This window comes from Myxosarcina sp. GI1(2024) (assembly GCF_053543375.1).
The window spans coordinates 64,791-89,983 of sequence record NZ_JBKGTY010000004.1 but is presented as its reverse complement, the minus strand read 5'-3'; the positions used below and the strand labels follow the sequence as shown (position 1 = coordinate 89,983).

Sequence of the window (25,193 nt, the reverse complement as noted above, 5' to 3'; positions counted from 1 at the left end):
CAAATAAAGTTTGAGCAATTTTTCTATTTTATAGACTACAAAGAGTGATTTATAAATTAAGTTGAGATGTCTTTTGACTTCGAATAAGAAAAGTTTTAATAAATTAAACTTTAGTATTGAATCTAGTAACCCCAGATTTAAAAAACTTAGGATATGCTGTTGATAAGTAACTCCAGTCTAAAAAATCGTCCGAAAAAAAGTTGCTGCTAGAACTAAACTGTTGAATGAAAAACATAATTTAATCAGACAGAGTCTTATAGAAATTCTGAATGAGTTATTGCCTAAACCCCACCTGTCCCAAACCTGTCAATCATCCCAAAGCTAGAAAATGTAGAGCTTGTGGATCTAAACTGCTATTGCGCGATCGCTATCATTTGGTAAAAGGTTTGGGCAAAGGGGGCTTTGGCGCGACGTTTCTAGCTGCCGATCTTTCACTTCCCGGCAATCCCTTGTGTGTAATTAAACAACTACGTCCCAACTCCGACAACCCTAACTTTCTAAACATGGCAAGGGAACTATTCCAAAGAGAAGCGAAAACTTTAGGAAGAGTGGGTAATCATCCCCAAATCCCCAGATTACTAGATTATTTTGAAGATAGAAACCAATTCTACCTCATACAAGAATTTGTTAAAGGTAATAACTTACAGCAAGAAATCAAAAAGCATGGAGTTTTAAACGAAACCCAGATCAAACAGGTACTTAAAGAAGTTTTAGTTATATTAAGAGACATTCACGCCCAAAAAGTAATTCATCGCGACATTAAACCTGCCAACATCATCCGTAGAGAAATCGATAACAAGCTGGTATTAATTGATTTTGGAGTCGTGAAAAATCAAGGTAATACGGTAGCAGGCGGAGATATGACTGCTTTAACTGCTTTTGCCGTCGGTACGCCTGGTTTTGCACCCCCCGAACAGTTGGCGATGCGTCCCGTATATGCTAGTGATGTTTATGCTTTGGGTGTTACCTGTATTTATCTGATGACGGGTAAAGCTCCCAAAAATCTGGATTGCGACCCGATAACCGGTGAAATAGACTGGTTCAAAAATGTTAATGTCAGCGATAGTTTTGCCCAAATATTAACAACTATGCTTGAAGTAGCGGTTAAAAACCGTTACAAAAGTGCCGATGAAGTTCTACAGGCACTGGATATTGAAAATCACATTGATAGTTTATCCGAAAGCATGATTAGTTATTCTAATGTCGAGGAAAATTCCAGTAGTCTATCAAAAAGAAATAGTGTGATTCCTCCTGGTAGAAATGCCGTTTTTAGCTCTCGAACGGCTGTCTCCAGAATTTCTCATCGAATTGGTTCCCATTTTACTAGTAGAAAACCTTTTACTAGTGGATTGTCTGCTAATAGAAAAATTAACAATATAAACGGCAATCTTTCCGATAAACCAAAAACAAAACCCAAACCCGTCAAAGTAGATGCAGCTACCATTTTAGATGCCTATGCTAGTGGCAGGAGAGATTTTGCCCGGAAAGATCTTAGTCGGCAAGATTTGCAAAAAGCGGATCTATCCGAAAGCAATTTTCGCAATTCAGTGTCGATTAAAACTAACTTTCAGAATGCCAATTTAAGCTCCTGTGATTTCAGGGGTTCGGATATGCGTCAAGCAATACTACGTGGTGCCAAGCTAAATCGTACCTTTTTTAATGGAGACAATTTAGAGGGTGCGGATTTGCGAGGAGCAGATTTGAGAGATGCTAACTTCGAGCGCTGTAAATTAGCAGGGGTTAATTTGAGTGGTGCAAATTTAACCAATGCCAAAATTAGTAAGGAACAATTAGATGCTGCCAAAACTAACTGGCTGACTATTTTACCTAATGGTAGAAGGGGTTTTTGGTAGTGAGCTCTGAGTAGAGAACGCTAATTAACAAATTTACTACTAGAGCAATAAGACAGCAAAATTTTAACGCAGTTGGCGATCGCCCCTAAATGGGCAATTTCGTAACCGTGAGTGTTCTCCGTGGGAAAGCCCAAACAAGCAGCCCTGGCTACATGACCGAATTTCATGGCGATCGAACCATCGCTACCAAAACTGTCGAGAGCGGCAAACTGTGGGGAAATACCAGCTTCTTTGGCTGCTTGCAGGATTTCTGCATTGAGGTTCTCATCATAAATTCCATAGCTGTCTCGAGACAGCAATACCGGAATTTTTCCCGGCTTTAAAGGATACTCAGCAGCCAAAGGACAAATCTCTAGGGCAATTAAAGCATCTAAACTTTGATTTTGGGTAAAATATAAAGCTCCAATCGCACCGACTTCTTCTTTAGCCGAGGCAATCAAGTATACATCTACAGGAGGTTCGGTTAAATGTCGAGCTAGCAGCAGTAAGATTGCAAGGGAAGCTTTGTTGTCGAGAGTATAGCTGGCAATATAGTCTTGAAGACGAAATGGCTGTTTGCGATGCTTGCCAACTACAACTCTAGTACCAGGACGAACTCCTACAAATTCGAGTTCGACTGGAGTACGTTTGGTTTCTACCCAAGCATCTTCCCAAATCAAGGATGCATCTTTTTGTTGAACTTTTTGAGGAGATTCGTGGGAAACGTGACGCGAACCAAAAGATAATATACCGCTAATCGTCTGATAATCGCCGATAATATCGACAACTCCTTCACCGTAAACCCAGGGAAACGAACCACCCAGCCGACGTACTTGAAGACTACCTTCTTCTTCGATAGATTTGACAGTTGCTCCAATCTCATCCTTATGTGCGGTAATGGCGAGCGCTCGTTCTGTATTTCTACCAGGAATTTTAGCAATGATATTACCGGCTCGATCTTGCCAGGTTTCTACTCCTAAAGTTTGAAAGCGATCGAGTAGAACACTATCGATCTCTGTTTCTACACCACTTGGAGAATGGAGTAAAACTAATTCGGCAATGGTATCAAACAACTCATCATAATTAAACTCAGTCGCAGTATTGCCACCATTTAGTTCCATACTTTGAAGTTCAATTTTTTAATGTTAACTAATATTAAGGGGTTTTAAAATGGCTTTTATCTACTAATAGTAAGAGAGCTAAGAGTCAATTAAACTCGATCGCCGTGAGATTCAACCATGTTATCTACTACATTAAAATATCTATTATTGATAAGTACATCGATTGAATCAAATGCCTGTTGTTAATCTTCGCGGTGTAGACCATTATTACGAATGGATTGGCCATTCGCCCAACTCCACTAAACCCGTAATGGTATTCGTACATGGTTGGGGTGGTTCTGCTAGATATTGGCGCAGCACTGCAAAAGCCTTGTCTAATGATTTTGACTGTTTGCTATACGATCTTAGAGGCTTTGGACGCTCCCTCTTGCCACCTCAACCAGTAGGAGTCGGTTATGAACTCGAAGAATATGCTGAGGATTTGGCACTACTGTTAGATGCTTTAGAATTAGATCGAGTTTATCTCAATTCTCATTCAATGGGTGCCTCGATCGCCGCTCTATTTATTAACCGCTATGGCGATCGCGTTTGTCAAGCAATTCTTACCTGTAATGGCATTTTTGAATACGATGCTAAAGCTTTTGCGGCTTTTCACAAGTTTGGCGGCTATGTAGTTAAGTTTCGCTACGACTGGTTTTTAAAAGTTCCCTTTGCCGACAGAATGTTTATGGCAAGGTTTTTACATCGTCCCATAGATAAGCGCGATCGACTGGCTTTTTTAGAAGACTTTTTACTAGCAGATTACGAGGCAGCCAAAGAAACGATCTATACTTCGGTGAGCAAAAAAGCTGTAGAAATCATGCCGCAAGAATTTACCAAAATTAGTATACCAACCCTAATGATTTCGGGAGCAAAAGATATTATTATTCCTGCGGCAATGGGCAAAAAAGCCGCTGCGTTAAATGACAATATTAAATATATAGAATTGCCCAATACTTCCCATTTCCCCATGCTGGAAGATACAACCGGTTATTTACAAGCAGTAAGAGAGTTTTTGCAAATAGATAGCATGGTTACCTGAAGGATGAAATTTATCACATCAACGCAGCTTGCTAAGGTTATCTCGGCAAGAATGTCGATTATTCGGCGAAACGATCGAGATTTTTTGTTCCCAATTTGGAAGAAACTTGGGAAAGTTAACTATGAATATATTAGTAATTCAAAATTCTCAACTCGCAACCCTGGGTTTTTTAGGTGAGTGTATCGCCAAGAGAAATGTGCGAATAGAAGTTATTACTCCTTTTACCAATCAACCGCTTCCCACTGGCATCAATTCATATGATGGTTTGATTATTCTTGGTGGTGCGATAAACGCTGAAGATGACGAAAATCATCCCCATTTATCTGAAATCGTACGCCTAATTCATTTATTCGCTGCCCAAGAATTGCCCGTTCTAGGTATTTGTTTGGGAGCGCAGCTTATTGCTAGAGCTTTTGGTAAAAGAGTTTATCAGCACCAAGAAGTCGAATTAGGTTTCACGCCACTATATCCAATTTGCGATATTACTGCAAGGGATCCTTTACTCAAAAAGTGTCCTGAAACTGTTCGGGTGATGGAGTGGCATTTCGACACTTTTGATTTGCCAGATGAAGCCACCTTACTTCTAACTGGAGATAAGTGTCACAATCAAGCTTACCGTATTTGGGACAACATCTATGGATTCCAATGTCATTTTGAAGTAGACGAAGCAATTATCTTAAATTGGCTCGATGATAGTAGAGAATATATTTGGCAACATCGTCCAGATTTTCCCAGTCAATTGCGGCAAGATGTAGAAAAATATTTAGTGCGATCGCAATCTTTTTGTCAGTATATATCGGATGCTTGGCTCGATTTAGTTCGACTTCAGATGAACAGAAAAAGTCATCTTGCCAAAAATAGTTGAGTAGTTTCAGATAGAAAAACTGAGGGGAGCGTCTCACTTTTAAACTAGGCACAAATACTCAAACTAACATCTTTGTTTAAATATGCACAGCGAAGTCGCAGCATTTGAGTTACATTTTTGGGATTCCATTGTGCGCCAACAATCTTGATTCTTGAAGCTACTTGTTTAATCCAAGACTCTACAGACCCCGAACCAATACAAATACCAAGCTCTTGGTAAAGTTGATAATCAGGAATTCTAAATCGGTGTTTGCGTAGATAATTCTGAAAATTCCTTGCTTGTTTTTTCTTTAAATCATTAAATTCGGCAATCGCATCATCCAGAGACTTAGACAAGCCAAAAACTATCTTTGGCATTAGGAAAAGCTTTTTTCCAGTGTGGTAATACTTGAAGTGTATAAAATTCGGTAGTGGTGAATAGTAATGGTTAAGCTCGAAGAAGACTATTGTAATGATGAACGAAGTACCAGATTGCGCCGATGTGATTGCTCAACTTTTTCGAGAAGGATAAGGTCTTGCGAACTAAGGGACCCACTCGTTGCCGCAAGGTATTGTTAAATCGCTCAACGTAATTGGTTTTACCTGTGTTTTTACCAACAGCCCGATGAGGCTTACTTGGTAGCACCTGTTCGTAAGCCTCCCAAAAGTCGGTGTAACAGACCGCACACTGAGGATAAATCACCCCCAAAGATTGCCAAAGCGGCGGCGCTGACTGCCGAGAGCGCTCGCCAACAAATACCCCGACAATTTCGCGGCTCTCGGCATCAATAGCCAACCAGATCCATTGCTTGTTCTTCTTGGAACCCAGAAATGACCACATCTCGTCTAATTGAATCGTCAGCCTACCTCTTTTTTTTGGGTAACGTTAACAGTCCTAGGGATTTGATAAAATTTCTGATTGACGTACATTTGTAACCAACGTTGAGCAACACCTGAGACTCTGGCGATCGCTGCCAACGATAGGCGTTCGAGTAGCAGCTTGTCAATCAACTGGCGAGTTGCCTCCTCAATCGGTTGACGGCTAGCATTCTCGACAAATTGTCGTCCACATTCTTGACCGCGGAATCTTGGTTTACCGTAATGGGTAGAACCGTATTTGATGATTCGAGCTGATTGGCATTTGGGGCAGTTCATTAGCTCGGCTATAATTCCTAAAATGTTTCGACTTTTAGATTACCATTACAATGCATTACTACCAGAAATTGCTTTACCTGCTCTACAGTTGGTGGTTTTCCGCCTGTAATTGGTAGCCAAAGAGCTTTAAATCCAGCCTGTTTATATTCTTCGATACCTGAAAGTTCATCCATAACCGATACAATACCTCGCATTCCTGCTTGGTAGAGTTGAGGCAAATCTTCTAAAGAAGGTCTGGAAATTCCTGCTAGTTTTTCAGGTATAAGCCACCAAACATAGTCGGGATAGGGAACTCGAACTGACATCTATACATTTTCTCCCAAATTAATTGTTTGTAAGCTGACGACTTGTTAAAAAAGTAATTACTTCTTCGGTATGAAGACGAAGCTGGGGAACATCTCTTACCGACAAAATCCATGTATCTTCATCTTGCTGTAACTTCCATCTTTGATTTGCCTGTTGAGGAAGAATCTGCCAACAGTTCGCTCCTCGATACTGACAGATAAAACCTCAGCTCTTGGCTTGACTGACTACAGAATCGAGCAATTTGCAACCTAAAGCTAAATTAATCACCTTTATCAAATGCTAAGCAGCTTCCTCGATAAAAATACATCGAGTGAAATATAAATTTTCTAAGGCTTTAACTAAGTTGCTCGATTAATTTAGTTACTCGCTCTTTGATTTCATCTCTAACACGGTAAAAAGTTTCTCTTGGCTGTCCGTCGGGGTCGTCTAATTCCCAATCTTCAAATACTGACTGTATTACCCATTCAGCAGGCAAATTTACTCCACAACCGCACATAGAAATTACCGCATCGTAATCATCGGCATTAAAATTACTCAAAGAGTCAGAAGTTTGATCGCTGAGATCGATGCCTATTTCTGACATTACTTCTATGGCTGTGGGATGCACTCGACTTGCTTCTAAGCCAGAAGAAGTGACTTCAATTTTGCCTTCTCCCAATGTTTTGGCAAAACCTTCTGCCATTTGTGAACGGCAGGAATTTCTCTTACAGACAAACATGACTTTTTTCATGATTTTGACAATTATTTATTTGCTATTGACTGTTTCTTTGGCTTTGCGTTCGCTGTAACGATCGGTTAAATAATCCACCTTATCCCGCAGTAGCAGAGTAAATTTATATAATTCCTCCATCACATCCACTACTCGATCGCGATAGGAAGAATCTTTCATCGTGCCGTCTTCGTTAAACTCCTGGTAAGCTTGAGCTACCGAAGATTGATTGGGAATGGTAAACATCCGCATCCACCGTCCTAAAATCCGCAGGGTATTAACCGCATTAAAAGACTGCGAACCACCGCTAACCTGCATTACCGCTAGAGTCTTACCCTGAGTCAGTCTTACCGCACCGATACTTAGAGGTATCCAATCAATTTGGTTTTTGAGAATACCCGTAATATTGCCGTGCATTTCAGGAGAAGACCAGACTTGACCTTCAGACCATTGGCTCAACTTTCGTAACTGCTGCACTTGAGGATGGGTTTCTGATACCTGTCCCCGTAGTGGTAATTCGTGGGGATGAAAGAATTTAACTTCTGCTCCCATATCGCTAACGATCCTGGCTGCTTCTTCTGCTAGAAGACGACTGTATGAACGCTCTCTTAGTGAGCCATATAAAAATAGAATTCTCGGCGGATGGTCGAAACCGATCATTATTGAATCTGTACTAAATATTGAAATTATCTGTAAGGACTCACACAACGAGGGTCGAGTAGAGTAGCTTTTTCTGGCTCTCTGGGAAACCAGGAAGCAGTGCGCTTGCAAAATTCCACCAGGATTAACATTACTGGTACTTCGATTAACACCCCAACTACAGTAGCCAGTGCCGCACCAGAATTCAAACCAAATAAAATTACGGCAGTAGCTATGGCAACTTCAAAGTGATTGCTCGCACCAATCAGAGCGGCAGGAGCGGCATCTTCATAGTGAAAACCGAGTTTGAGAGCGGCAACGTAGGCAATCAAGAAAATAAAGTTGGTTTGGATGAATAACGGTACGGCAATTAACAAAATGTGCAAAGGGTTGTTGACGATTAGCTCTCCTTTAAAAGCAAACAACAGCACTAGCGTTACTAGTAATGCCGCAATTGCTACTGGAGAAAGATACTGCATGAATTTGGTTTCAAACCAGCGTCTGCCTTTGTATCTAAAAATCCAATAGCGACTAAAAATTCCTGCGATTAAGGGCAAACCGACGTAAATTAAAACTGAAAGTACGATTGTTTCCCAAGGTACGACTAAATTATTAGTTGACAGCAACCATTTACCTAAAGGTGCATACAAAAATAGCATCGCCAGAGAGTTGATTGCTACCATAACCAAAGTATGACCCTGATTGCTATAGGATAGATAACCCCACATCAAAACCATTGCCGTACAGGGGGCAATTCCTAATAAAATCGCTCCTGCGATGTAAGAATTAGCCAGAGTTATTTCCGTACCGCGAATTAGCTCGGTTTCTAATAGTAACGGACGAAATAACCAACCTAAAAAAAACTGAGCGAATGCAACCATGGTGAATGGTTTGATTAGCCAGTTAATTACCAAAGTAAGAATTACGGGTTTGGGAGTTTTAGCAGCTTTTACCGCTTGGGAAAAGTCAATCTTTACCATGATGGGATACATCATGAAAAAAAGACAGATGGCAATGGGAATTGAAACATTGTAAACGCTCAGATTATCTAAAGTTTGAGCTACACCAGGAAAAATTCTCCCTAGAGCAATGCCAACAATAATACAGAGAACGACCCATAGGGTTAGATATTTTTCAAAAAAACCTAGCTGACTGCCAGCTTTGACGGCTTTAGCATTGATTTGAGAACTTTCTGGATTCATAGGTCTACTTAGTTAACAACTAAAAACGTGCTTGTTTGCGTAACAATTCGGGTATGGTGACATTAAACTGAGACTGTCCCTCAAACACAGTTCCTACTTCACCTCGATAAAAGGTAACTTCATTGATTTGATAGGCTTCATCGGGCAGAGGAACATAACCTACTTCAGCAACTACTTCTGGAGCATTCTCAAGATAAAATTCTGTAAATCTGACTAACGCTTCATTTTCTCTTGCCGCCGCTGCGTTGACATAAACAAATAAAGGACGAGCCAAAGGTTGATATTCTGCTGCTTCCACTGTCGCTCTAGAAGGCACAACCGCACCATCACCACTATCAATCGCCAGAGCTTTCATCTCGTCGGCATTTTGCTCGTAGTAAGATAAGCCAAAGTAACCCAGCGCATTGGGGTCTTGACTTACTCCTGCAACTAAGACATCATCATCTTCACTAGCCTTGACGTCGTCACGACTCGCCCCTGCTTCTCCTACAATTGCTTCGGTAAAATAATCAAAAGTTCCCGAATCTTCACCAGGTGCATAGAGATTGAGGGGTCGGTTGGGAAAACTAGGTCTAATCTGATTCCAATTAGTAATTTGACCTTCAGCCTCTGGCGACCAAATCTTGGCTAACTCTTCGGTAGTCAAGGTATCAACCCAATCATTGGCTGGATTGACTACTACCGTCAGCGCGTCAAAAGCTACGGGTAACTCTATATAAGCTACTCCGGCTTCACGACAGGCTTTCATTTCATCGGTTTGAATCGGACGAGAGGCGTTATTAATCTCGGTTTCGCCGCGACAGAACTTTTCAAAACCCCCGCCCGTACCAGAAAACTCGATCTTTATATCTACTGGTTTGTTGTAGCTGTCTTGAAATTCTGCAACGATTTCTTTGCTGATAGGATATACTGTGCTAGACCCATCAATTTTTATTGATGGCGTTTCTTGTGAGGCTAGAGGATTGGAGATAGCTATTAATGCCGTACCCAACCCCAAAGCTAGAAAGCCAGACAATCTGTAAGATATTCTATCTCGAATATTCATTTGTTCCTTCTCCACTAACAATTGTGGAATTAGTAAAATTTTACATCAAGTATATTTGATGCATCAAAAAAAATAAATATGTCGAAACAATAATATTCATTACAATCTCAGTAAGAATGTACTTTATGCTTGAGTTTCTCTAGTCACGGTTTTTAGCTGGCAATATATCGTCAAAACTCGACTCTAAATATTATTCGACAATTACAAACTCGCTCATGCTAATCATCTACTAGGGATGAGCAGACTTTTAAAGTCCATTTCTACAGAATTACAATCTGCAACAGCAGTAATGGTTGAAGCAGGCTATCGATCGCCCTAACGCAACTATGGGTCAAAACCTTATTTCTGTTATCGTTAGGGAAATCAAAAAACCTCAATTTATAAATTCCTAATTATTTATATTTTCCGAAGAAGACTAAATTCTCAAAATTATTTTAATCTCAACACAAATCAATGAATTTTTATGTATATCACTTCCGGTCAGTTTCGAAAAGTAACTCTTAAAAAACAAAATTCTATAGCTGTCTTGCTAACTATTTATGGTGAAGTTGAAGATTAGTATCTTCTTGCTTAATTATTGATTTTTTGAATTAGTAAGTTATTTTGGCGGATTCCTTACTAGGTTTTTTGTTTAATGGTTCTCGAGACCATTTGCGAATAAATTTGGCGATCTCAACATCACTATAAAAATGTTTCGCTAGTTTTGAGGCATAAATTTTTTCACATACAGCTTTAGGTATAGTAATTTGTCGTTTAATTTCTTTATATTGTGAGGCATATTTTTTTTGACTACCAATATTCTTATTAATAATTTTAATCGGAGTTCGAGCTCCTAAAAATTCGGTCAAAATATTACTACACTGGTTTAAGTCTTCTAGTCTCAAGATCGAAACTTCAGCTCTTGGATTATCGATTGTCTTATATCCCTTAGCTCGATCGAAAGGATAAGCGTAAACATCAATGCCAAATACAGTTTTTAACTCTCTGTCAAACCACGTACAGGCAACATCTGTTGTCTCATCAAAATTTATCAAATTTTCACTTAAGGTTTCAATCGTGCTTGTAATATCTTTGAGATTTTCATTGTCATCGAAACTTTCAGGAGATTTTCTTTTTAAAGTTTGAAAATAGTCAGAAATTTCTCTAGCAATGGGATCTCTTACGAGAGTTATAATCTTCCACTTAATATTTTTATCCGTTAATTTAGAGCGTATTATTTGACTATGTCTGATGTGATCGTAGAATGGTTTGTCAGGTCTAGTTCGTTGATAATCTAGTACTGATAATTGATGACCGTCGTCAGATAAGACATGAAGATGAAAAACGGGATTGGGAATTTTAGCCGCTCTTAATGAGTTGTAGATTGTCGTCGATCCTACTTTACCCATTTGATAGATGATAATCGGTGATAATCCGTAGAGTAATTTTGAGTTTAGCTCTGCGGTTTCTACGAATCTTTTCAAGCCGAGCTGACGAATTATTTTGTCGATTCGCCTACCTATTATTTTATTCATGTAGCTTTGAGGATTAATTAAGTGGCAATTTTATCAGTAGATTACTACTAAATTTGCGTAACTTACATTATTTCATAAATATATATTGCCACACCGTACTAGTTCTTTTAGCTAAACTGATTGGCAATAGTTCTGTAAGTTCAATTTACAATTACAAGCTGCTTGCTTAGCAGCTAAAGTGTGCCTCGCTCGAGCTTACACTAATAAATATTATCTAGATCTCGTTAAATTTTTAATGGAGAACATTTGAATGAATATCATTACCGATCTACTTTTTCCCAAACGCTCATCTCAAACCCCAACCAAACAGCAGACTGGGCTGCCAGTTTCAAATCGCAATCCACACCGTATTTATCTCAAATCACCATCAGAAATTGAAAAAATGCGTCATTCTGCTAAAATTGTCGCCACCGTACTTAAAGAAATTGCGGAAATAGTCAAACCAGGAATGACAACAGCAGATTTGGATACTTATGCCGAACGGCGGATTCGAGAAATGGGTGCGACTCCAAGTTTTAAAGGCTATTATGGCTTTCCAGGTTCGATTTGTATCTGTCTCAATCATGAGGTGGTACACGGTATCCCTAGCCCTAAAAAAGTCATTCGCAAAGGAGATATCTTGAAAGTAGATACTGGTGCCTACTGTCAGGGATTTCACGGCGACTCTTGCGTTACTATCGGAGTAGGAAAAGTTTCAGCTAGTGCTGCTAAATTAATTAAAGTTGCTGAAGAAGCCTTGTATAAAGGTATCGAACAGGTAAAAGCGGGTAACTACCTACTCGACATCGCCGGGGCAATTGAAGATTGTGTTAAAGCTAGTGGCTATAGCGTCGTAGAAAACTTTACGGGACATGGAGTAGGTAAAAATTTACATGAAGCTCCCTCTGTATTTAACTTTCGTACCGATCGCATTCCCAATGTAAAATTAAAAGCGGGAATGACTCTGGCGATCGAACCAATTGTCAATGCAGGCTCGAAACATACTAGAACCCTATGCGATCGCTGGACGGTAGTTACCGTAGATAATAATCTCTCCGCCCAGTTCGAGCATACAGTATTAGTTACTGACAATGGCTACGAAATTTTGACCGATCGCCGATAGAGTTGCAGTTGAGAATTTCCCAGAGATATTTTTAAAGAAAAAACCCAGCTACGGGAAAGGCAACTGGGTTAAATGATTATTTCAGATGATTCTACACGACGTTAATGATGCTTCAAGCTACAGGCTAAGCTATGTTCACTTTGACGACTCGATTTTTTTCTTCCTCAGATTTGGGTAGAGTTAAGTTGAGAATACCGTCTTTGTATTCTGCGGTTACGTTGGTGTTTTGAATTGTGGTCGGCAAAGGAATTACTCGTTGGAATTTACCATAACGAAACTCAGTTTGAGTTCTACCGTTATCTTCTGTTTTAGTTTCAGATTTACGTTCGCCAGAGATCGCTACACGATCTGCCATAACTTGAACGTCTAAATCTTTCGATTCTATGCCGGGAACTTCCAGTTTGAGATGTAGTGCATCATCAGCCTCGGTTAGTTCGGCTGCGGGAACTTTACCAAAATCTCCGAAATTATCCCAATTTGCCGGAGCTAAAGCATCGTCAAAAAAACGATTTAAGCGATGCTGCAAAGAACTCATTTCAGACCAGGGGTTGTATCGAACTAAACTCATAGCTCTTCCTCCTTTGGCAATTGACACAATTGGTTATTTGTTTTTTCAATTCTTATGTTAGTTAGTTATTAAACCAAGTGGAAGTGTGGTTGCTATCCCTTGCCAGTAGGGGTTTCCGTCTAAATTTGACTGACAAAATTCAAGTAGCGTAAACCCTATAAACTTAACCTATAAAAAGTTAAATCGATGAAACTTCCTAACCTCAAACCTCAAATACTAAACGCCTTTCAAGGAGAAAAGATGAACCAACGCGATCGCGTCGTTTTCGATCTCAAAGGCTATCTCGTCAAGCCTGCCGTATTAAACCAAGCCCAAGTAGAACATCTCAAAGAGTTCGTTCTACAACAGCGAAACAACCCCGATTCTTTACCACCACACCAACGTCGTTTGCCTGGAGGTCCCTTCGCCAAACTAATCGACCATCCTGCAGTGATGAAGGTGCTGTTAGAGGTAATCAATCCCGATCTTGAAAAAATTCGCCTAGAAAATATCTTTCTCAGCTATCGAGAACCCGGAGAAGGAGAATGGAAACCCCACGCTGGTGGACTTACCACCAATCCCAATTATGCCTATAACTTTCAACACGGACGGATTTATGCCGGGATGACGCGAGTGGTTTGGGAATTAACTGAAGTCTTGCCAGATAAAGGGGGAACTTGTTTTATTCCTGGGAGCCACAAATCTAACTACAATATCCGCACCAATCCCATTGCCAGTATCGATGCTCGAGATTCGGGATTTTGGGAAAGCTATAGCTGTCCTCCAGGATCTTTAATTATTTTCTCTGAAGCAGTCCGGCATTCGGCTGATTTTTGGCAGAATCCCCATAATCCCAGAATTGCGATTTTTTGTGCTTACAATCATATCAACGTTCGTCACCACAAACCAGACATTTCTCCAGAAGTTATCGAAAAACTAGCCCCCAAACATCAGCGTTTTTTTCGCGAAGTGTATCATCCCCAATTCGATCGCTTTTAAGGGATTGATTAACTGTCTGAAACCAAACGGGGCGATCGCCAGAAAGTAGTTGACTAGAGTGAAAAGTGAACTATCGTTCATCTCAAAGGTTACCGCTAGATCGATTAAGTTCGGTTACTGGACCACCAGTCTTTCGTACATTGAAGTACGAATTGGCGTATCATTGAATGATGCGATGGCATTAAGGAAATTAAGTTAGCGTGTCAATTCAAGAAACAACAATCCAAGTTGGTAATTTGCGGTGGTTTTATCGTTATACAGAAGTAGAAAGCGATCGCCCTACGGTACTATTGCTACACGGCATACCCACTCATAGCTACACTTGGCGAGAGGTAATGAATTTATTAGCAGCAGAAAATCTTCCGGCGATCGCACCTGACTGGATTGGGTGTGGCTTTTCCGATAAGCCCAACAAACGAGATTTTGCTTATACTTCAGAAGCTTTTTTAACTGCCCTAACCGAGTTCATTGACGCTCTCCAACTAGAAAAATTTTATCTAGTAGTTCAGGGTTTTTTAGGTTCTGTTGGTTTGCAATACGCTTTGCAACATCCCGAAGCTATAGAAAGCCTGATTATCCTTAATACTCCCCTCGACTCTACTGTCAAAATCCCCTGGACGATGAAACAACTGAGTTTTCCCATCGTCGGCGACATGATGGTGCAAGATCCGCTGATGGTCGATCGCACCTTAGAAAAAGGCAGCGGTTTTGTAATTGCCGATGCCGATCTAGCCGTACACCGCAAGCCATTTTTACAAACTTCTGCCGTTGGCAGGGCACTCAAAACCACTATCCAGAAGTTAGAGTTAGCCAAAACTAGTGGGACAATTGAAACGGGTTTGAAACAGTGGCAACAACCTACCCTAATTATCTGGGGAATGTCCGATCCCTGGCTTAAGACAACCGATGTAGGAAAATTAGCTGATTCTCTTACTGATGCTAGACTCGTCGAACTTCCAGAAGCCAAACACTATCCCCAAGAACACTGGTCTAAAGAAATCGCCGCGGCGATTGTTGGTTTTTTTCGCCGTAAAGTTTTTTAAACAGCCAATTTCTTGAGAAAATTATAAATAAATAATTAAGAAAGAAACATATTTTGGGAAAAACATGAATATTTTTCGGTCTATTTTGTCTGTGTTATTAGTCTTAGTGGCAACTATGTTGGTCAGTTGCGGCGAACCTCAGGTTTCGGCACCCCCTACTTATACTCCAGAGAAAATTGAAAAAATTAACACCTATCGCATTCCCATAGATGTAGCCAGACAGAGAATGCCCGAATTAGGAGCAGCGATCGAGCGAGAAAATTGGGCGGATGTTTCTAGTTTTATTCACGGTCCTTTGGGCTTAATCCGCCGCGATATGACTTATCTAGCCGGTTCTCTGCTACCAGAGGACGAGAAAAAGGCAACGGCATTAGCTAAAGATATTTTCAATCACCTGGAAGATATCGATGCGGCAGCTAAGAACAAAAATTACACTCAGGCAATTGGAGAATACAAAGAGGTAGCCTCCGATCTCGACGTTTTTGCCGGTTTAATTCCCAATGCCCCAACCGCCTCAGCAACAGAAGACGGTAATGCCTGATAGTTAAGTTAAAGCTATAGATGCGATCGCTGAGATTTATTGGTTGGATTTAGCTAATTTGATTCAATCTATTTTTGCTTAAAGGCGATCGCTCTAAAAAATCTGACTGTGATTGAGTTTGCCGGTCGAAAACTTACGAAAACTACCAAGAAGCTACTAGATACTAGTTTTAGCCTCCAGCCCGAAACTCAATCACATCCCCTTCTTCGACCACATAATCTTTGCCTTCAAAACGAATCAAACCTTTTTCTCTAGCAGAACTTTTAGAACCAGAATTTACTAAATCTTGGAAGCTAATCGTTTCGGCTTTAATAAATTTTTTTTCAAAATCGGAGTGAATTATTCCGGCAGCTTGGGGTGCTTTCATACCTGCCACGATAGTCCAGGCACGGGTTTCTTTCTCTCCCGTAGTTAAATAAGTGCGTAGCCCTAAAAGTTCGTAGGTAGCTTTAATTAAAGATTTAAGTCCCCCTTCTTCTACACCTAAAGCGGCAAGATAATCCTGTTTTTCAGCTTCAGATAGCTCGATTAATTCTGATTCTACTTGGGCTGAAACGACAACTACTTTGGCATTTTCACTAACCGCAAAGCGTGTGACTGCTTCTACCCAATCATTCCCCACTGCTAAGTCATCCTCAGAGACATTGGTGGCATAAATTACGGGTTTGTTAGTTAACAGTCCCAAAGGCTCAATCATCGCTGCCTCTTCTTCGTTAAGCTCTACTTGTCTGACGGATTTTCCTTCATCTAGAGCGATACCGAGCTTTTCTAAAACTAGGAGTTCGCTGCGAGCAGCTTCATCTTTCTTTGCCTGTTTGCGGACTCGTTGGATTCGTCTTTCAATTTGGGCTAAGTCTGCCAGGGACAATTCTAGGTTAATAACTTCAATATCGCGTACGGGAGCGACCGAACCTGCAACGTGAATGATATCATCGTCATCAAAACAACGGACGACGTGCACGATCGCATCTACCTCTCTAATATTAGCTAGGAATTGATTGCCCAATCCTTCTCCTTTACTCGCACCAGCTACCAAACCGGCAATATCGAGAAATTCGATTCTCGTCGGTACGATTTTCTCCGAACTAGAAATTTTTGCCAAAACCTCCAAACGTTCGTCAGGGACGGAAACTACACCAATATTGGGTTCGATGGTACAAAAAGGAAAATTAGCAGCGTCTGCCTTAGCATTGGCTACCAAGGCATTAAACAAAGTAGATTTGCCGACATTTGGCAATCCTACAATTCCAGCTCTTAACATAAGTAGTTTAGTAGTTCAGATAATTAACTAGTTCAATCTGCTAATTCTAGTGTATCTGAATTCGGAATTTCAAACATATAGCCCCTACCCCAAATAGTTTTAATCAATTTAGCATCGAGATCGTCGATTTTTTTGCGAATGCGACCGATGTGAATATCTACTTTGCGATCGTCTCCGTCATAATCATTTTTATTCCAAATAGCAGAGATCAATTCCGCTCGATCCCAAACTCGATTGGGATGACGAGCTAAAAAATATAGAAGTTCGAATTCTAAGGTGGTCAGGGAGATCTTTCTGTCACCCACAATTACCAGTCGCCGACTGAGATCGATTTTTAAGCGATCGTAAACTATATTATTTTCATTATTCACACTAACGTTTGAAACATGATTTCTTCTCATTACGGCTTCTATTCTGGCTTTAAGAATTTCTAAGTTAAAGGGTTTGGTAATATAATCAGCTGCTCCTTTTTCAAATGCTTCTAAAATGTAGCTACTATCTTCCATTGAAGTTAACATGACGACTGCAGTATTGTTTTGGTGCATTTCTTGGCATAGATTTAAACCCGTATCGTCAGGTAAATTAATATCTAAAATCACCAGATTAGGATGCATTTCTCTAAATAGCTGTCTCGCAGTTTTGGCATTTGAAGCTGTTTCTATCACGTAATTATGATAAATTAAAAAACGATAAATTAAATTCTGAAGTGCCAAATCATCATCTACGAGTAAAATTTTTTTTCGATCTTTATTCTGATTTGTGGTTGACATTTGAGATTTATTTATTAGGTTCATATATTTTTTACTTGATAGCGAATGATTTAAACGGGAGCTTTATATACAAAATAATAAATTTCAGGAAAACTACTTATAAGAAGATATCAGAAATACTACGTAAGCCACGAGAGTAAAACTCAGTTTTCACTCAATCTTTAATCAAAACCGCAATTGTATAAAGCTGAAGTCAAACAGTAACAAAACCCCAAAAAAAATTTCATTCCTAAATCTATACTTCGTGCCGATTAGTTAATAATTACTTTAAAAATATGTCTTTGTTTTCAGCAAATTTTCGCTCAAAAACTCCAATAATTAATGCTTTATTTCAAATTTCAAAAATGTCCCATGCCCCTTTCTATGCACCCGGACATAAAAGAGGAAAGGGAATAAGTTTAGAACTTGCCGAGCTATTGGATAAATCTGTTTTTGCCGCAGATTTACCGGAATTACCAGAGCTAGATAATTTATTTGCACCCCAGGGTGTAATCGAAGAAGCACAGCAATTAGCAGCCGAAACCTTTGGAGCGGAAAAAACTTGGTTTTTAGTCAATGGTTCGACCTGTGGCATTATCGCCGCGATTATGGCAACGTGTGGTGTGGATGATAAGATAATTTTGCCCAGGAACATTCACACTTCAGCGATCGCCGGTTCGATCCTTTCTGGTGCAGTACCCATCTTTATCAATCCCGAATATGACCCCAAACAAGGGCTAGCCTATGGTATTACTCCAGAAGCAGTGGAGCGAGCCTTAGAGCGGCATCCCGATAGCAAAGCTGTAATGATGCTCTATCCAACCTATCAAGGGGTTTGCGGCGATCTCGAAGCGATCGCCAAAATTACCGCTCGACATAATATACCTTTGTTAGTAGATGAAGCACACGGGGCACACTTTGCCTTTCATCCAGACTTCCCCCCTTCTGCCTTAAGTGTTGGTGCAGATTTGACCGTACAATCTACTCACAAAGTTCTCAGTGCGATGACTCAGGCTTCGATGCTTCACATTCGGGGCAAGCGAGTCGAGCCACAAAGAATTAGTCAAGCTTTACAGCTAGTACAATCTACCAGTCCGAACTATATTTTGCTGGCTTCTCTCGATGCAGCCAGACAGCAGATGGCGACTCAAGGAAGAGAGTTAATGAGTCGGACTCTAAAATTAGCTGCTACAGCTCGCAGTCACTTAGAGGAAATTCCAGGTATTTCAGTATTTCAACCAACTATTCAACCAGGTATTACCGATTGCGATCGCACTAGACTGACAATTAAAGTTTCACAACTAGGTATGAGTGGATTTACTGCTGACGAAATTCTGCACCAACAGCTAGGTGTCACCTGCGAACTACCTTTAATCCATCATCTTACCTTTATTATTTCCCCAGGCAATACCAAAGATGACATCGACAAACTGATTGCTGGTTGTCAAACTCTCTCTCAAACTTCAGTACCCACTAGCGATTATCCACTACCCACTAGCGATTATCCACTACCCACTAGCGATTATCCACTACCCACTAGCGATCCTGACCTTTCCCCCAGACAAGCCTTCTTTGCCCCTACTGAAACTATACCCATAGAACGAGCAGGCGATCGTCTCTGTGCCGAACTGATTTGCCCCTATCCTCCAGGAATTCCCTTACTGATGCCAGGAGAAAGAATTACCATTAATATTATAGATTACTTACAACGAGTTATGAGCTTAGGAGGCATGGTTACGGGTTTGAGCGATCCTACCTTAACCACGATACGAGTAATTAAATAATTCGACCAAATTAGTTTAGTTTGGTTGCTATCTGCTTAGCAATAACTGTTCATCGAGCGACAATCATGCTTTGGCCTTATAAAACTCCTGGTATTCCCGATAAACTATTCGACCGTCTTCCCGGTATTCCTCTCAGCAAAAGAGAAGTTCGTATCTTGCTGATCTCTTCACTGAGAATGAAGCCCGATTCGGTATTATGGGATATTGGTGCGGGAACTGGTACGATTCCCGTAGAAATTGGCTTACTGTGTCCTCAAGGCAAAATTATTGCCGTCGAACGAGATGAAGAAGTTGTCGGCTTGATCGAACGTAATTGCGATCGCTTTGGAGTCAAGAACGTTCGGGTTATCCAAGGCAGTGCACCTGAATGCTTACAGGAGTTGCAGCCCAAACCAGATTTGGTTTGTTTAGAAGGAGGTAAGCCAATAAAAGATATACTCAAACAAGTCTGGAAATATCTAAAATCAGAGGGAAGAATCGTTGCTACTGCCCATAATTTAGAAAATTTATACGTTATTTCCGAGGGTTTAGCAGAATTGCAGGCACGTAATATTGAGGTGGTTCAATCAGCCGTCAATCGTTTAGAAACACGAGGTATTCATCAGACTTTTGCCGCCGTTAACCCGATGTTTATTCTTAGTGGTGAAAAATTGTAGTAAATGGGGCAAAATAACTTTAAATAATGGTGTTCAATCCCTGTTAGACCTTAAAACTGTAGCTTTACTCGATAAACTTAATTTATTAACCCGTTCTCAAGCTACTTTAACCTAAGTTCTTATTTTCTTGTTTTTATCTGGAATGAGTCACAATTTATGTCATTTTCTCGTATTGTTAGTGCCTTAGTCGCGATCGCTCTAGCTTCGGGAATGATTATTCTCGGCGGCTGGTATTTTACTATTGGAATTGGTCTTGTCATCTTTCTGGGACAGCTAGAGTATTTTCGGCTAGTTCGTGCCAAAGGAATCGAACCCGCAGCCAAAACAACTTTGGTCGTCTCTCAGATTTTACTCGTCAGTGCAACTATTACCCCAGGCATTACCGATGCAGCCTTTTGTTTGGGGGGAACTGTAATCTGTTTTTATCTGTTATTTCAGCCAAAAATGGCAACTATTGCCGATATTGCCAGCTCGATTTTGGGTTTATTTTACGGCGGCTATCTGCCCACTTACTGGGTACGTTTGCGAGTCAGCTTGCCCGACAGTGCCAGCTTGAGTAACTTGCCTCTAAAAGGTTACTGGCCGGATTCTTGGGCAAATCCCAGTCAGTTTCCCGTAGCTTTAACGATAACTTTTTTGGTTATGGCATGCATTTGGGCGGCAGACATCGGTGCCTACACCATGGGAAAAGCCTTTGGTCGAACTCAATTATCGAGTATTAGCCCGAAGAAAACCGTAGAAGGCGCACTGTTTGGCGTGATAGGTAGTTTACTAGTCGCCGAGTTAGGCTCGTGGTATTTCTGTCTACCTGCCTGGCAGTTTAGTGGCTTGCTGTTAGGAACTCTAATTGGGGTTACCAGTCTCTTAGGAGATTTAACCGAGTCAATGATGAAACGAGATGCAGGGGTTAAAGATTCGGGACAGTTAATCCCAGGACATGGGGGCATCCTAGATCGTACCGATAGCTACGTTTTTACTGCCCCTTTGGTTTATTATTTTGTCACTTTACTCTTACCCCTGTTGGCAAACCAAAACCTCAATTGAGCGGCGTTTTAGCTCTCTCAATCGATTTGTCAGTGCGCTGAGAAGTCCTCACTCCCTGAAACTGCATTTTTACGCCACCAGCAGGAGCGAGAGTCACGCCACGACGCTGGGGTTTTTCTGGACGGTTGCTCGCTAAAGCTAGCTGATACTGAGAGACTACGGTAGCCAAGACTAATTTTAGTTCGAATTGAGCCAGGGCTTCACCGATACAGCGACGCGCTCCACCACCAAAAGGAACGAATTCACCAGGAGCAAATTGTCGTTCTAAAAAGCGTTCTGGTCTAAATTGCTTAGCTTGGGGGTAAATATCTTCCCGTTGATGTACGGAGAAAATATTGCCCATTATTACCGTTCCCGGTTCTAGATCGTAGTCTAGTAACTGCATCGGTTGTTGTACTACCCTGGGGAAAGTTAGCATTGCCACCGGATAAATTCGCAGGGTTTCTTTACACACTGCATCCAGATAGGGTAGTTTGGCGATCGCTATTGGCTCGGGAGAATCTCCCAAACTGTCGATCTCTTCGAGCAACTTGGCTTTAACTTCTGGTAAATGGTGAACCCAGTACAGTGCCCAGGCAATCGCCGTAGCTGTAGTTTCATGTCCGGCAAACATCAAACTCATTAATTCATCCCTTAGTTCACCATCGCTCATCGGTTCTCCTGCTTCATCGCGAGCCGACATTAACATCGAGAGAATATCTTCGCCTTGAAAGTGATTTTGCTCTCTTCTATGAGCAATTTCAGCATAAATAACTTCGTCTACTGCCGCCTGCAAGCGTACGAAATAGCCCCAAGGACTCCAAGGTCCCCAGTCTCGTTGCAACCAGGGTAAGAAAAGTAATCCCGAAGTCAGAGGAGAACGAAAAACATCTGCCATTTCTGAAATTAAGCGGCTTAACTTTCTAGCGCGATCGCTGCCGGACATACCGTAGACGATCTGTAAAATAGTTTGCAGAGAAATAGCTTGAGTTAAATTTCTGGCAGTAAAGATTTCACCAGAAGTCAAACTGCCAAAAACTCTAACGGTCAATTCCCTAATAGAGCGACCATAGGTTTCCATCCTTTCACCATGAAAGGGAGGTAATAGCAACTTACGTCGTTTCCGATGGGGATCCCCTTCGAGTAAGATTACCGAATTATCGCCTAAGAGTGGTCTTAATAAATTATTATCCCGAGAAGAAGCAAATAGCGTTTGACGATTGCTCGCTAGGATCTCTTGAATTGCTTGGGGATGGTTGACAAGTAAGAATTTGCCACCAAAACCGATCGCGTCAGCCATATACAGATCTGGGTATTGACCGGCAGCGGTTTCTAAGTATTTGACGGGATCGATTACCCAGGTAAGTTTTTGCCAAAGAGGAGATTTATTGAGTTTTGGAGGTAATTTCATTTTAAATAGCTCGGCAATTGAAGTAAAAGTTAAAATATAGGCTATCTTCATCCTAGACAAAATTAAAACTTATTCCTCGCGACGGAAATCGACAGCAATCGAGCAACCAGAATTTTGAAAACCCAAAAAAATTTTCAGTTGGTATTTACTACATCCTCGCTCAATTGAAACTCATTTCACTGAGAACGATCGCTAAGACAAAAATAAATAATGTGGCTCAACTCAAACAAGTAAGCCATAATACTTAAGGTATTTCATATCGAGCGATAGTTTAAAATTTTCGTGAATCTAGATCGCCAACAAAGTTTTAAAAACATCGAGCAACCAGCGGTGATAGGCTGGCGAGAAATCATTGCTTTGCCAGAATTGGGAATCGATAAAATTAAAGCCAAAATTGATACGGGAGCGCGATCGTCAGCTTTACATGCCTTTCATATTGAAAAGCTGCAGCGCGACGACAAAAAGATAATCCGGTTTCAAGTCCATCCCCTCCAACGCAACAGTAAAACGACTATAACTACAGAAGCCGAACTACTAGAATACAGAGAAGTTCGTAATTCCGGCGGTGTAGCTCAACTCAGACCCGTAATTCTGACGACGATCGAGCTGGGACGACAAACTTGGCAAATCGAGCTTACTCTGACTAATCGCGACGTTATGGGGTTTAGGATGTTGCTAGGAAGACAGGCATTGCGCCATCATTTTTTGGTAGACCCAGGCAAGTCATTTATTCAAAGCCGACGACTTAAAGAACGATAATAGTTATCAGAGCAATCGGAAACTAAATAATGAAAATAGCTATCTTGTCCCAAAACTCCTCTCTCTATTCCACTAAACGTTTGAAAGAAGCAGGTGAGAAACAGGGACACCAAATGAGAGTAATAGATTACCTACGTTGCTATATGAACATTACTTCCCAGCGACCGACGGTAGTGTATAGCGGCAAACCTTTAGAAAATTTTGATGCGATTATTCCGCGCATTGGTGCTTCTAAAACCTTCTATGGTACGGCAGTAGTCCGACAGTTTGAGGTTATGGGAGTATTTACTACTAATGAATCTCAGGCAATTTCTCGTTCTCGCGATAAGTTACGCTGTCTGCAGATTTTGGCACGAGAGGGATTGGGACTTCCCGTTACGGGTTTTGCCCATGCCACCCAAGATATTGATGGCTTGATCGAAACTGTGGGGGGTGCGCCTTTAGTAATCAAACTATTAGAAGGAACTCAGGGAATTGGAGTGGTATTGGCAGAAACCCAACAAGCAGCTAAATCCGTAATTGAAGCCTTTCGCGGTTTGGATGCCAATATCCTCGTACAAGAATTTATCAAAGAAGCCAAAGGAGCCGACATCCGCTGTTTTGTTATTGGCGGTAAAGTAGTAGCGGCAATGAAGCGTCAGGGAGCAGAAGGGGAATTTCGCTCCAATCTCCATCGTGGTGGTTTGGCTGAAAGAGTTAAGCTAACTCCAGAAGAAAGAAGTACGGCGGTTCGAGCGGCTAAGGCAATGGGATTGAGAGTTGCAGGAGTAGATTTACTTCGTTCCAATCACGGTCCCGTGATTATGGAAGTTAATTCTTCTCCCGGGCTGGAAGGAATTGAAAAAGCAACTGAAGTAGACGTAGCAGGCAAAATCATTGAATATGTCGCCATTAATGCCGCACCTAATAAAACACGCGATCGCATTAAATATTAGTCTGAGTCAGGGATTGAGGTTTGGAAGCCAACAATATTGAAATAGCCAAAGAAATTATTCCTCCAGGAGAGTTACGACGCTTAGATATCCCTGTAAGTCGTTTATCTACTCAGACTCTATTGTCTCTTCCAGTAACGGTCATCAATGGCAGCGAGCCAGGACCTAAACTTTGGTTGAGCGCGGCAATTCATGGCGATGAACTCAATGGCGTGAGAATCATTAGTGAGGTATTGGCAAGGATAGAACCTGCTAAATTACGGGGTACGATTATTGCTGTTTCTATCGTCAATGTCTTTGGTTTCATCGAACAATCGCGCTATCTTCCCGATAGAAGAGATTTAAACCGCTCTTTTCCCGGTTCGGAAACTGGTTCTTTGGCTTCTCGGTTGGCAAATTTGTTTATGCGAGAAGTAGTTAACCGTAGTACTCACGGTATCGATCTCCATACGGCGGCAGTACATCGAATTAATTTACCCCAAATTCGCGCCAACCTAGAAGATGAGGCTACTTATCGCTGTGCTAAAGCTTTTGGCGCACCAATAATTATGCATGCCACGACCCGAGACGGTTCCCTGCGTCAAGCAGCTACCAAGCAGGGAATTCCCGTTTTACTCTACGAAGCAGGAGAAGCTTTACGTTTTGACCGCCAAGCAATAGAAGTTGGCGTAGCCGGAATCATGCGCGTCATGGATTGTTTGTCGATGTATCAGTTCGACACTATTCTGCCAGTGTCTGCCTCGATTGAAACTCGTCAGAGTAAATGGGTAAGGGCATCACGAGCGGGCATTTTTTATTTAGAAGTAGAATTGGGAGAAAAAGTACGGAAAAAACAAAAATTGGGATTTATTACCAATGCTTTTGGCGAAGAAAAAGTTATAGTTCGCGCTAGCGTCAATGGTATCGTCATTGGCTACACTCAAAATCCTTTAGTCAATCAAGGTGATGCGATTATCCATTTAGCAGTAATCTCTGAGTAAAATCCCCCGTTTCGATTCG

At 41.1% G+C, this 25,193-nt stretch carries 25 protein-coding genes and 1 pseudogene; 13 read left to right on the top strand and 13 right to left on the bottom strand.

Translation table 11 applies throughout. From position 1 onward, the window contains the following. Positions 1-269 precede the first annotated feature (269 nt). Positions 270-1,853, top strand: coding sequence for a protein kinase domain-containing protein (locus ACLFKQ_RS17895; protein ID WP_449001135.1), 1,584 nt, complete (start codon positions 270-272; stop codon positions 1,851-1,853). A gap of 20 nt (positions 1,854-1,873) precedes the next feature. On the opposite strand, the gene ACLFKQ_RS17890 is transcribed toward ACLFKQ_RS17895, so the two are convergent. Then, positions 1,874-2,953: a M42 family metallopeptidase gene (locus ACLFKQ_RS17890; RefSeq protein WP_449001134.1), complete on the bottom strand. Its 1,080-nt coding sequence runs from the start codon at positions 2,951-2,953 to the stop codon at positions 1,874-1,876. Positions 2,954-3,125: 172 nt separating this feature from the next. On the opposite strand from ACLFKQ_RS17890, the gene ACLFKQ_RS17885 reads away from it, so the two are divergent. Beyond that, positions 3,126-3,974, top strand: a complete 849-nt coding sequence (locus ACLFKQ_RS17885) for an alpha/beta fold hydrolase (protein WP_449001133.1) — start codon at positions 3,126-3,128, stop codon at positions 3,972-3,974. Between the two features lie 121 nt (positions 3,975-4,095). Further along, positions 4,096-4,839, top strand: a complete 744-nt coding sequence (locus ACLFKQ_RS17880) for a type 1 glutamine amidotransferase (protein WP_449001132.1) — start codon at positions 4,096-4,098, stop codon at positions 4,837-4,839. A gap of 44 nt (positions 4,840-4,883) precedes the next feature. Here ACLFKQ_RS17880 and ACLFKQ_RS17875 read toward each other — a convergent pair. From ACLFKQ_RS17875 to ACLFKQ_RS17840, 8 genes and pseudogenes are all read right to left on the bottom strand, one after another. Further along, positions 4,884-5,135: pseudogene (locus ACLFKQ_RS17875) on the bottom strand (ISKra4-like element ISMae18 family transposase); the annotation flags it as partial. Between the two features lie 130 nt (positions 5,136-5,265). Next, a protein-coding gene (locus ACLFKQ_RS17870; RefSeq protein WP_448999162.1) for an IS1 family transposase occupies positions 5,266-5,972 on the bottom strand; the annotation gives its coding sequence in 2 pieces (ribosomal slippage) (positions 5,266-5,699 and positions 5,699-5,972; 708 coding nt in all). Between the two features lie 17 nt (positions 5,973-5,989). Next, positions 5,990-6,277, bottom strand: a complete 288-nt coding sequence (locus ACLFKQ_RS17865) for a phosphatase domain-containing protein (RefSeq protein WP_449001131.1) — start codon at positions 6,275-6,277, stop codon at positions 5,990-5,992. A gap of 335 nt (positions 6,278-6,612) precedes the next feature. Continuing rightward, a complete protein-coding gene (gene arsC / locus ACLFKQ_RS17860) occupies positions 6,613-7,008 on the bottom strand; it encodes an arsenate reductase, glutathione/glutaredoxin type (RefSeq protein ID WP_449001130.1) in 396 nt (131 codons plus the stop codon). Positions 7,009-7,023: 15 nt separating this feature from the next. Then, positions 7,024-7,647, bottom strand: coding sequence for an arsenical resistance protein ArsH (gene arsH / locus ACLFKQ_RS17855; protein WP_449001129.1), 624 nt, complete (start codon positions 7,645-7,647; stop codon positions 7,024-7,026). 26 nt (positions 7,648-7,673) lie between these two features. Further along, positions 7,674-8,828, bottom strand: coding sequence for an ACR3 family arsenite efflux transporter (gene arsB / locus ACLFKQ_RS17850; protein WP_449001128.1), 1,155 nt, complete (start codon positions 8,826-8,828; stop codon positions 7,674-7,676). Between the two features lie 19 nt (positions 8,829-8,847). After that, complete coding sequence (locus ACLFKQ_RS17845; RefSeq protein WP_449001127.1) at positions 8,848-9,873, bottom strand: PstS family phosphate ABC transporter substrate-binding protein; 1,026 nt, start codon at positions 9,871-9,873, stop codon at positions 8,848-8,850. A gap of 590 nt (positions 9,874-10,463) precedes the next feature. Then, positions 10,464-11,387, bottom strand: a complete 924-nt coding sequence (locus tag ACLFKQ_RS17840; protein ID WP_449001126.1) for a putative capsular polysaccharide synthesis family protein — start codon at positions 11,385-11,387, stop codon at positions 10,464-10,466. Between the two features lie 250 nt (positions 11,388-11,637). Between ACLFKQ_RS17840 and map the strand changes: the two genes are divergently transcribed. Further along, positions 11,638-12,489 (top strand): type I methionyl aminopeptidase, encoded by an 852-nt coding sequence (gene map / locus ACLFKQ_RS17835; RefSeq protein ID WP_449001125.1) that lies wholly within the window; start codon positions 11,638-11,640, stop codon positions 12,487-12,489. A 124-nt stretch (positions 12,490-12,613) separates the two neighbouring features. On the opposite strand, the gene ACLFKQ_RS17830 is transcribed toward map, so the two are convergent. Beyond that, entirely contained in the window at positions 12,614-13,057 is a 444-nt protein-coding gene (locus tag ACLFKQ_RS17830; RefSeq protein ID WP_449001124.1) for an Hsp20/alpha crystallin family protein, read from the bottom strand. A gap of 186 nt (positions 13,058-13,243) precedes the next feature. Between ACLFKQ_RS17830 and ACLFKQ_RS17825 the strand changes: the two genes are divergently transcribed. The 3 genes from ACLFKQ_RS17825 (at position 13,244) to psbQ (ending at position 15,619) form a co-directional block, all read left to right on the top strand. Next, positions 13,244-14,035 (top strand): phytanoyl-CoA dioxygenase family protein, encoded by a 792-nt coding sequence (locus ACLFKQ_RS17825; protein ID WP_449001123.1) that lies wholly within the window; start codon positions 13,244-13,246, stop codon positions 14,033-14,035. Positions 14,036-14,235: 200 nt separating this feature from the next. Continuing rightward, entirely contained in the window at positions 14,236-15,078 is an 843-nt protein-coding gene (locus ACLFKQ_RS17820; protein ID WP_449001122.1) for an alpha/beta fold hydrolase, read from the top strand. A gap of 64 nt (positions 15,079-15,142) precedes the next feature. Beyond that, positions 15,143-15,619, top strand: a complete 477-nt coding sequence (psbQ, locus tag ACLFKQ_RS17815; RefSeq protein WP_449001121.1) for a photosystem II protein PsbQ — start codon at positions 15,143-15,145, stop codon at positions 15,617-15,619. Between the two features lie 169 nt (positions 15,620-15,788). Here the strand turns inward: psbQ and ychF are convergent, their stop codons facing one another. Beyond that, positions 15,789-16,880 carry a redox-regulated ATPase YchF gene (ychF, locus tag ACLFKQ_RS17810; protein ID WP_449001120.1) on the bottom strand — a complete coding sequence of 364 codons (1,092 nt, stop codon included), beginning with the start codon at positions 16,878-16,880 and terminating at the stop codon, positions 15,789-15,791. A gap of 32 nt (positions 16,881-16,912) precedes the next feature. After that, positions 16,913-17,650, bottom strand: coding sequence for a response regulator transcription factor (locus tag ACLFKQ_RS17805; RefSeq protein WP_449001119.1), 738 nt, complete (start codon positions 17,648-17,650; stop codon positions 16,913-16,915). 344 nt (positions 17,651-17,994) lie between these two features. Between ACLFKQ_RS17805 and ACLFKQ_RS17800 the strand changes: the two genes are divergently transcribed. The 3 genes from ACLFKQ_RS17800 to ACLFKQ_RS17790 all read left to right on the top strand — a co-directional run bounded on the left by ACLFKQ_RS17800 (position 17,995) and on the right by ACLFKQ_RS17790 (position 21,113). Beyond that, positions 17,995-19,413, top strand: coding sequence for an aminotransferase class I/II-fold pyridoxal phosphate-dependent enzyme (locus ACLFKQ_RS17800; RefSeq protein ID WP_449001118.1), 1,419 nt, complete (start codon positions 17,995-17,997; stop codon positions 19,411-19,413). A gap of 65 nt (positions 19,414-19,478) precedes the next feature. Then, a complete protein-coding gene (gene cbiT, locus ACLFKQ_RS17795; RefSeq protein ID WP_449001117.1) occupies positions 19,479-20,069 on the top strand; it encodes a precorrin-6Y C5,15-methyltransferase subunit CbiT in 591 nt (196 codons plus the stop codon). A gap of 156 nt (positions 20,070-20,225) precedes the next feature. Further along, positions 20,226-21,113: a phosphatidate cytidylyltransferase gene (locus tag ACLFKQ_RS17790; RefSeq protein ID WP_449001116.1), complete on the top strand. Its 888-nt coding sequence runs from the start codon at positions 20,226-20,228 to the stop codon at positions 21,111-21,113. On the opposite strand, the gene ACLFKQ_RS17785 is transcribed toward ACLFKQ_RS17790, so the two are convergent. Next, positions 21,106-22,503 (bottom strand): cytochrome P450, encoded by a 1,398-nt coding sequence (locus tag ACLFKQ_RS17785; protein ID WP_449001115.1) that lies wholly within the window; start codon positions 22,501-22,503, stop codon positions 21,106-21,108. The genes ACLFKQ_RS17790 and ACLFKQ_RS17785 overlap by 8 nt on opposite strands. Positions 22,504-22,785: 282 nt before the next feature. On the opposite strand from ACLFKQ_RS17785, the gene ACLFKQ_RS17780 reads away from it, so the two are divergent. From ACLFKQ_RS17780 to ACLFKQ_RS17770, 3 genes are read left to right on the top strand one after another with little or no spacing between them, the layout of a single operon-like run. Beyond that, complete coding sequence (locus ACLFKQ_RS17780) at positions 22,786-23,262, top strand: ATP-dependent zinc protease family protein (protein ID WP_449001114.1); 477 nt, start codon at positions 22,786-22,788, stop codon at positions 23,260-23,262. A 29-nt stretch (positions 23,263-23,291) separates the two neighbouring features. After that, the gene (gene rimK / locus ACLFKQ_RS17775; protein ID WP_449001113.1) at positions 23,292-24,197 is read left to right on the top strand and encodes a 30S ribosomal protein S6--L-glutamate ligase; all 906 of its coding nucleotides are present in this window, start codon (positions 23,292-23,294) and stop codon (positions 24,195-24,197) included. Between the two features lie 20 nt (positions 24,198-24,217). Next, entirely contained in the window at positions 24,218-25,174 is a 957-nt protein-coding gene (locus ACLFKQ_RS17770) for a succinylglutamate desuccinylase/aspartoacylase family protein (RefSeq protein WP_449001112.1), read from the top strand. Positions 25,175-25,193 lie beyond the last annotated feature (19 nt).